General features: G+C 63.1%; 6 protein-coding genes and 1 riboswitch. Of the genes, 1 reads left to right on the top strand and 5 read right to left on the bottom strand.

All coding sequences use genetic code 11. The features are described 5' to 3' along the window. Window positions 1-68 precede the first annotated feature (68 nt). The 5 genes from IFT75_RS17605 to ahcY all read right to left on the bottom strand — a co-directional run bounded on the left by IFT75_RS17605 (window position 69) and on the right by ahcY (window position 6,539). Window positions 69-1,949: a DEAD/DEAH box helicase gene (locus tag IFT75_RS17605; protein WP_122480557.1), complete on the bottom strand. Its 1,881-nt coding sequence runs from the start codon at window positions 1,947-1,949 to the stop codon at window positions 69-71. Window positions 1,950-2,170: 221 nt separating this feature from the next. Further along, entirely contained in the window at window positions 2,171-3,001 is an 831-nt protein-coding gene (locus IFT75_RS17600; protein ID WP_192055915.1) for a substrate-binding periplasmic protein, read from the bottom strand. 52 nt (window positions 3,002-3,053) lie between these two features. Then, the gene (locus IFT75_RS17595; protein ID WP_192055913.1) at window positions 3,054-4,136 is read right to left on the bottom strand and encodes a hypothetical protein; all 1,083 of its coding nucleotides are present in this window, start codon (window positions 4,134-4,136) and stop codon (window positions 3,054-3,056) included. 78 nt (window positions 4,137-4,214) lie between these two features. Continuing rightward, on the bottom strand, window positions 4,215-5,060 hold the full coding sequence (metF, locus tag IFT75_RS17590; RefSeq protein WP_122480554.1) for a methylenetetrahydrofolate reductase [NAD(P)H]: 846 nt from the start codon (window positions 5,058-5,060) through the stop codon (window positions 4,215-4,217). Between the two features lie 69 nt (window positions 5,061-5,129). Then, window positions 5,130-6,539: an adenosylhomocysteinase gene (gene ahcY, locus IFT75_RS17585; protein WP_192055912.1), complete on the bottom strand. Its 1,410-nt coding sequence runs from the start codon at window positions 6,537-6,539 to the stop codon at window positions 5,130-5,132. A 21-nt stretch (window positions 6,540-6,560) separates the two neighbouring features. Further along, a riboswitch (S-adenosyl-L-homocysteine riboswitch) is annotated at window positions 6,561-6,668 on the bottom strand. A gap of 196 nt (window positions 6,669-6,864) precedes the next feature. Between ahcY and IFT75_RS17580 the strand changes: the two genes are divergently transcribed. Continuing rightward, complete coding sequence (locus tag IFT75_RS17580; RefSeq protein WP_122480552.1) at window positions 6,865-7,260, top strand: acyl-CoA thioesterase; 396 nt, start codon at window positions 6,865-6,867, stop codon at window positions 7,258-7,260. Window positions 7,261-7,299: the final 39 nt, after the last annotated feature.

The following is a 7,299-nucleotide window of genomic DNA, read 5'->3' as shown; positions in this document are numbered from 1 at the left end:
GGAGCAGTGCTGAAACCTTCGCGGGCAGAGCCCGCTCCCACAGGGCGGCGGGCCGGCCTACCTCATGCTCAGCCTTCGCGGTTACGCGTCAGCAGTGCAGGCTTTTCACCCCGTGGCCGGCTTGGCAATTGCTCCAGCTGCTCGGCAGTCGGGAAACGATCGATCTTCGATTCCTTGTGCACGATCACCGGTTGGCTCGGGTTGCGCGAGTCAGCTACCACCGGTTCCTGGCGTGGTTGCTCGTCACGCGCCGGGCGGCGGTTGCGCGGATTGCTTTCGCGACGGGGCTGGCCGTCACGCGCGCCACCGCCGTTGCTGCGCGGGCCACGCTTGGCACCAGCGTTGTCACCGGTGCCAGCCGGACGCGCGGCACCACCGCTGCGCGGCGCACCACCGGCAGGACGACCCTGGCGAGGCGCGGCTGCAGGCGCGGCAGCACCGGCCGGAGCCGAAGCGCCCGGACGACGACCGCGGCCCTGGTTCTTGCCCTGATAGGGGCTGACGTAATCCGCACGGTTGCCGAAGTTGTCCACTTCGTCATCGAGGAATTCGTCCGGCGCACGGTTGGCGGAAACAGTCGATTCTACGGCCGGGCGCGCAGCTTGGGGCTGGCGTGGCTTCTGGTCACGGGGTTGGCGTTCAGAACGCGCCCCGGCGGGCTTTTCCTTGCCTTTGTCCTTCCCTTTGTCCTTGCGTCCACCACCGGCATTGCTGCTGCCGTCGCCGCGTGGCGCGCGAGCGCCGCGGGCATTGTTGGCCTGAGGGCGTTCACGCACCTCGGGTTTTTCCGCTTCCACGGTGCTGGCATCGAACCCCATCAGATCACCGTCCGGGATCTTCTGCTTGGTCATGCGCTCGATGCTCTTGAGCAGCTTCTCCTCGTCCGGCGCGACCAGCGAGATCGCTTCGCCACTGCGGCCGGCACGGCCAGTACGGCCAATGCGGTGCACGTAGTCTTCGTCGACGTTGGGCAGCTCGAAGTTGACCACGTGGGGCAACTGGTCGATGTCCAGGCCACGGGCAGCGATGTCGGTGGCAACCATGATGCGTACGGCACCGGCCTTGAAGTCGGCCAGGGCCTTGGTGCGTGCGTTCTGGCTCTTGTTGCCGTGGATGGCCACAGCGCTCAGGCCATGCTTCTCCAGGTACTCGGCCAGGCGGTTGGCGCCGTGCTTGGTACGGGTGAACACCAGCACCTGCTCCCATGCGCCCTGAGTGATCAGGTGCGCCAGCAGCGAGCGCTTGTGGCTCGAGGCCAGGCGATAGACGCGCTGCTCGATGCGCTCGACCGTGGTATTGGGCGGCGTGACTTCGATGCGCTCGGGGTTGTGCAGCAGCTTGCCGGCGAGGTCGGTGATGTCCTTGGAGAACGTCGCCGAGAACAGCAGGTTCTGACGCTTGGACGGCAGGCGCGAGAGCACTTTCTTGACGTCGTGCACGAAGCCCATGTCGAGCATGCGGTCGGCTTCGTCGAGCACGAGGATTTCAACGTGGGACAGATCGACACTGCCCTGGCCACACAGGTCGAGCAGACGACCGGGGCAGGCCACCAGCACGTCGACACCGCGGGACATGGCCTGAACCTGCGGGTTCATGCCGACACCGCCGAAGATACAGGCGCTGACGAATTTCAGGTCGCGAGCGTAGGTCTTGAAGCTGTCGTGAACCTGGGCGGCGAGTTCGCGCGTCGGGGTCAGGACCAGCACGCGCGGTTGGCGCGGGCCGTGACGTTGGGATTTGTCCGGGTGACCACCTGGGAACAGCCGTTCCAGAATCGGAAGGGCGAAACCGCCGGTCTTACCTGTACCTGTCTGAGCGGCAACCATCAGGTCGCGGCCTTGCAACACGGCGGGAATGGCCCGCTGTTGCACCGGTGTGGGCTGGGTGTAGCCCGCTGCCTCGATGGCGCGGACTAGAGCCTCGGAGAGACCGAGGGAAGCAAAGGACATGAGTAATCCTGTTCTAGTAGGGGCTTATGCCCGAGGGATAATCTTGCCTGGCGCGACGGGTGTGTGATGACACTGTCGCGTCCGGTCCTGCTGGGGTTGCAAAGGGGGCTTCACGAAGCGGTGCGCGGGCGCAAGCCCAGCTGGCAGGTGCTTCGAGAGGCCTTGGCAAGGCCGAGCGGCCGGACGTAAGCCTGGCACAAGGGCCGAGTATAACAGAGCAATCACATTGCGCTGCTTTCACGCTGCCCAGCGGTGCTCGCGGGCGGTTGCCGCGGTATCTGCGGCGCAGCGGAAGGTAGCGTTTTACCACTCATTGGCGCGTCGGCATAGCGTGCCAGCAACTGCGCGTAGGCCGGCTCCTGTTTGAACCGGCGCAGTTCCGCGGCGAAGCGCTGCACCAGCAGGTCCATCCCGGCGCCGCGGCGTACCGCCAGAAACTGCGGATTGCTGCCGATCTCCATGGGCAGGCGACTGACCCGCTGCTCCATGCCCAGACGCTTGACGGTGTATTCGCCCACCCGGCGGTCGGTGATCAGCAGGTCGATGCGTGCCTTGGCCAGCTTGCCGAAGTTGGCTTCCTGGCTGGGTCCGCTCTCGCGGATCACGCCAGGCGCCTGGGCGAACTCGTCACCGTAGTCGTACCCCGCCGTTATGCCCACGGTCAGCCCCTTGAGGTCGGCCATGCTCTGCACGGGGTGAGGGCGATCGTTGGCCTGGTAGAACACCCATTCCACCTCCGACAGCGGCTCCCTGGGATAGAACAGGCTGGCATCGCGTTCGTTGGTCTGGAAAATATCGAGGATGCCGTCGGCCTGGCCTTGATCGAGCATGGCCAGGCAGCGTTTCCACGGCAGGAATTGCCACTGCACTTGAATGCCCAGGCGCTCGAAGATCAGCGCCGTGATGTCGTAGTCGATTCCCTGCGCTTTACCGTTTTCCTCGAAGGCGTAGGGCGCCCATGAATCGGTGACGATGCGCAGCGTTTCGCCGTGGGCCTGCAGGCACCAGCAAAGGAGAAGCGCAGAGGGCAACGAGCGGAGGATGGCAACCATGGGCCGGAGATTACGACGGCTGGCTCCGCTTGAAAAGGTCTGCGCCGGGCTTTCAGGACTTTTGCCGGCTCGTCAGGTGCTGATAGATGGAGCTGCGGCGGCGGCCCAGCAGTAAACGAACGCCGGGATGCCCCAGCCACTGTTCCAGTTGCCGCGGCTGCAGCGGCGTGCGCATGCGCCGCTCGACGTTGTCCTGAGCCTTTTCCCACCAGACGGGCGCGCAGGCCTGATCGAACTCGTTGGCATGGGGATAGCAGCCATACAGCACTTCGCGCACGAACTGCCGCTGATGACCGGGCAGCAGCAGGGTCACTGCCTTGAACAGCAGGCGTTGCGCAGCGGGCGGACGCGGCAACTGGGCGGTGACCTGCCGGGTATCGTCCAGCGCAGCAGGATCGAGCGGCACGTTTTGGTGCTTGCGCAGCCACGCCATGACCTTGGCCCGGAACAGCTGCTTGCGGCTCCAGTAGTGGTGGATCAGGTCGGGGCATTCACGCAGGGCGTAGTGCCGGTAGGCGGCGATGCCCAGGCAGAACTCCTCCAGGATGTAGGCACCCTGGGCCCGCGGGTACAGGTCGTCCATCAGCTCGATCGAGCGCTCGAGCAGGCAGGCATCGTCGGCGTGCAGGCCGATCACCCCGGAGTTGATCAGGGGCATCTGGTCATCGGCCAGGCCGCGCGCCTGCAGTTCTTCGCTCAATGCGGTGTACAGCACGCTTTCCCGGCAGTCGCCATAGCGGATACCGATCGCGTTGCACAGCAGGCTCCCCGGCGCGATACGCTCGAACAGCGCCAGCGGCGACTGATGGAAAAAGGTATCGGTGTCGATCAGCAGAGCGACTTCGGATTCGCGCAGCACTTCGAGCAGCGCCATGTGCTTGATGCGGAAGTGGTAACCGTGCGGTTGCATCCACGCCTTGCGGGTGGCCGCGTCGAAATTGCGCACGCGTACCGGCAGGTCGCCGTAGGGCGCGGGGTCGTCGGTGAACACCTGGATATCGATGCGGTGACCGGGCGTTTCCCGTAGACGCGCCAGGGCGCTGCAGATGCTGAAGATGGCTTCCCGGTGATAGGTGTCGGCACCGAACACGAGGTAGACCAGTTGCGGGCGGGAAGAGCGGGTTTGAGTGACCATGGACCTGATTCTGATGCTGATGAACGACGAAAAAAGGCCCCGGCAATGTGCCGAGGCCCTGTGGCCGCCTGAGAAGACTCAGCTGCTGAGTTTCAGATTGTTCCATACGGCCAGGCTGGGTTCTGCCTGGTTAAGGGTATAGAAATGCAGGCCCGGTGCGCCGCCCTGCAATAAACGCTCACACATCTGCGTGATCACTTGTTCGCCGAACGCCTGGATGCTTTTCACGTCATCGCCGTAGGCTTCCAGCTGCTTGCGCACCCAGCGCGGGATTTCTGCGCCGCAGGCGTCGGAGAAACGCGCCAGCTTGCTGTAGTTGGTGATCGGCATGATGCCGGGCACGATCGGAATGTTCACGCCCAGCTTCTGCACACGCTCGACGAAGTAGAAGTAGCTGTCGGCATTGAAGAAGTACTGAGTGATTGCGCTGCTGGCGCCGGCGTTGGCCTTGCGCGCGAAGTTGACCAGGTCATCTTCGAAATTGCGCGCCTGCGGATGCATCTCCGGGTAGGCCGCCACTTCGATGTGGAAGTGGTCGCCGGTTTCGGCGCGAATGAACTCGACCAGGTCGTTGGCATGGCGCAGCTCGCCGCTGGACATGCCCATGCCCGAAGGCAGGTCGCCGCGCAGGGCAACGATGCGCTTGATGCCGGCCGCTTTGTACTGGTCGAGCAGACCACGCAGGTCCTGCTTGCTGTCGCCCACGCACGACAGGTGCGGAGCGGCGGGAACATTGACTTCGTTTTCCAGCTGCAGAACGGTGTTCAGCGTACGGTCGCGGGTAGAACCGCCGGCGCCGTAGGTGCAGGAAAAGAAATCGGGTTTGTAGGCAGCCAACTGGCGGGCAACGCCCATCAGCTTTTCATGCCCGGCATCGGTCTTGGTCGGAAAGAACTCGAAGCTTAAGGGACGATCTTGAGACATGGCAGTTTCTCGGTAAACCCATCGAGCGGGCCAGGGTTGGCTGGCCCGCCGTATCAACGGTGCAGAAGCTTAGTAGCGATAGGCTTCTGGCTTGAACGGACCTTCGACGGTGACGCCGATGTAGTCGGCCTGCTGCTGGGTCAGTTGGGTGACCACGCCGCCGAAGCCGCGGACCATTTCCAGGGCCACTTCCTCGTCGAGTTTCTTCGGCAGCACTTCGACGGTCAGGCGCGCAGCCTTGCCGTTGGCGTCCAGGTCGGCGTATTTCTGCTCGAACAGGAAGATCTGCGCCAGCACCTGGTTGGCGAACGAGCCGTCCATGATGCGGCTTGGGTGACCGGTGGCATTGCCCAGGTTAACCAGACGGCCTTCGGCCAGCAGAATCAGGTAGTCGTCGTTCTGCGCGTCGAAACTGCCGGCACCGGTGCGGTGGATCTTGTGCACCTGTGGCTTCACCTCTTCCCATGCCCAGTTCTTGCGCATGAAAGCAGTGTCGATTTCGTTGTCGAAATGCCCGATGTTGCAGACCACGGCACGCTTCTTCAGCGCCTTGAGCATGTTGGCATCGCAGACGTTGACGTTACCGGTGGTGGTGACGATCAGGTCGATCTTGCCCAGCAGTGCCTTGTCGATGCTCGCTTCGGTGCCGTCGTTGACGCCGTCGACGAATGGCGACACCAGCTCGTAGCCATCCATGCAGGCCTGCATGGCGCAGATCGGGTCGACTTCGGAAACCTTGACGATCATGCCTTCCTGACGCAGCGACTGGGCCGAGCCCTTGCCCACGTCACCGTAGCCGATCACCAGCGCCTGCTTGCCCGACAGCAGGTGGTCGGTACCGCGCTTGATGGCGTCGTTGAGGCTGTGACGGCAGCCGTACTTGTTGTCGTTCTTGCTCTTGGTCACCGAGTCGTTGACGTTGATGGCCGGGATCTTCAGTTCGCCCTTGGCCAGCATGTCCAGCAGGCGGTGTACGCCGGTGGTGGTTTCTTCGGTCACGCCGTGGACCTTGTCCAGCATGGCCGGGTATTTCTTGTGCAGGATTTCGGTCAGGTCGCCGCCGTCGTCCAGGATCATGTTGGCATCCCATGGCTGGCCGTCCTTGAGGATGGTCTGCTCGATGCACCACTCGTATTCTTCCTCGGTTTCACCTTTCCAGGCGAACACTGGGATACCGGCGGCAGCGATGGCTGCAGCGGCCTGATCCTGGGTGGAGAAGATGTTGCACGAGGACCAGCGCACTTCGGCACCCAGGGCGACCAGGGTCTCGATCAGCACGGCGGTCTGGATGGTCATGTGGATGCAACCCAGGATCTTCGCGCCCTGGAGCGGCAGCTGGCCGGCATATTTGCGGCGCAGGCCCATCAGTGCGGGCATTTCCGACTCGGCAATGATGGTTTCGCGACGGCCCCAGGCAGCCAGGGAGATGTCGGCGACTTTGAAATCGGAAAAACCAGCAGGCGTAAGTACAGCGCTCATTAAGAGCCTCCATTCGTAAGGTTCGAATGGGCGCCGTTGTGTGCGTTTGGCGTCCCCAGGCAAGGCCTGAAGGGACAACGCCCCATCCGAGCCTGACAGGTCGAACCTGCTGCAGCGCCCCTCGGACGGGTGGCGGGAACGGCCGGGAGTGAAAAAGGCCGTTGGGTGAATCGGTGGCGATTATATAGCGATGTGCCCAGCTGCCAAAGTATTTCTGACGATCAGCGCCGGATCGATAATGGTATTCATAGGCAAAGCTCAATGGAGCCGGGCGCCGCGGTCTGCCATGATTCGAGCCACTTAGGTGAAGAACAGAGGAGCCAGCATGAATTTTCATACGCGCAAATGGGTAAAACCCGAAGACCTCAACCCCAACGGCACTTTGTTCGGTGGCAGCCTGCTGCGCTGGATCGACGAGGAAGCGGCCATCTACGCCATCGTCCAGTTGGGCAATCAGCGCGTGGTGACCAAGTACATTTCCGAGATCAACTTCGTCAGCGCTTCGCGCCAGGGCGACATCATCGAGCTGGGCATCACCGCCACCGAATTCGGGCGCACCTCCATCACCCTGACCTGCGAAGTGCGCAACAAGATCACCCGCAAGAGCATCCTCACCGTGGACAAGCTGGTATTCGTCAACCTCGGCGAAGATGGCCTGCCAGCGCCTCACGGACGCAGCGAAATCCGCTACATCAAGGATCAGTTCGACACCGTCGGCTGAGCCCTTGGGGGTTACCGAAGGTCGGGGCCCAGGCCGCGT

The sequence above is a fragment of the Pseudomonas sp. CFBP 8758 genome (assembly GCF_014841725.1).
Classification (GTDB): Bacteria; Pseudomonadota; Gammaproteobacteria; order Pseudomonadales; family Pseudomonadaceae; genus Aquipseudomonas; species Aquipseudomonas baltica.
The sequence above is the reverse complement of the archived record's forward strand: the minus strand, read 5'-3'. Positions and strand labels throughout refer to the sequence as shown.

Excerpts from the sequence above, each read along its gene's own strand:
- IFT75_RS17605 (WP_122480557.1), bottom strand. The coding sequence starts at position 1,949 with ATGTCCTTTGCTTCCCTCGGTCTCTCCGAGGCTCTAGTCCGCGCCATC.
- IFT75_RS17600 (WP_192055915.1), bottom strand. The coding sequence starts at position 3,001 with ATGGTTGCCATCCTCCGCTCGTTGCCCTCTGCGCTTCTCCTTTGCTGG.
- IFT75_RS17595 (WP_192055913.1), bottom strand. The coding sequence starts at position 4,136 with ATGGTCACTCAAACCCGCTCTTCCCGCCCGCAACTGGTCTACCTCGTG.
- metF (WP_122480554.1), bottom strand. The coding sequence starts at position 5,060 with ATGTCTCAAGATCGTCCCTTAAGCTTCGAGTTCTTTCCGACCAAGACC.
- ahcY (WP_192055912.1), bottom strand. The coding sequence starts at position 6,539 with ATGAGCGCTGTACTTACGCCTGCTGGTTTTTCCGATTTCAAAGTCGCC.
- IFT75_RS17580 (WP_122480552.1), top strand. The coding sequence starts at position 6,865 with ATGAATTTTCATACGCGCAAATGGGTAAAACCCGAAGACCTCAACCCC.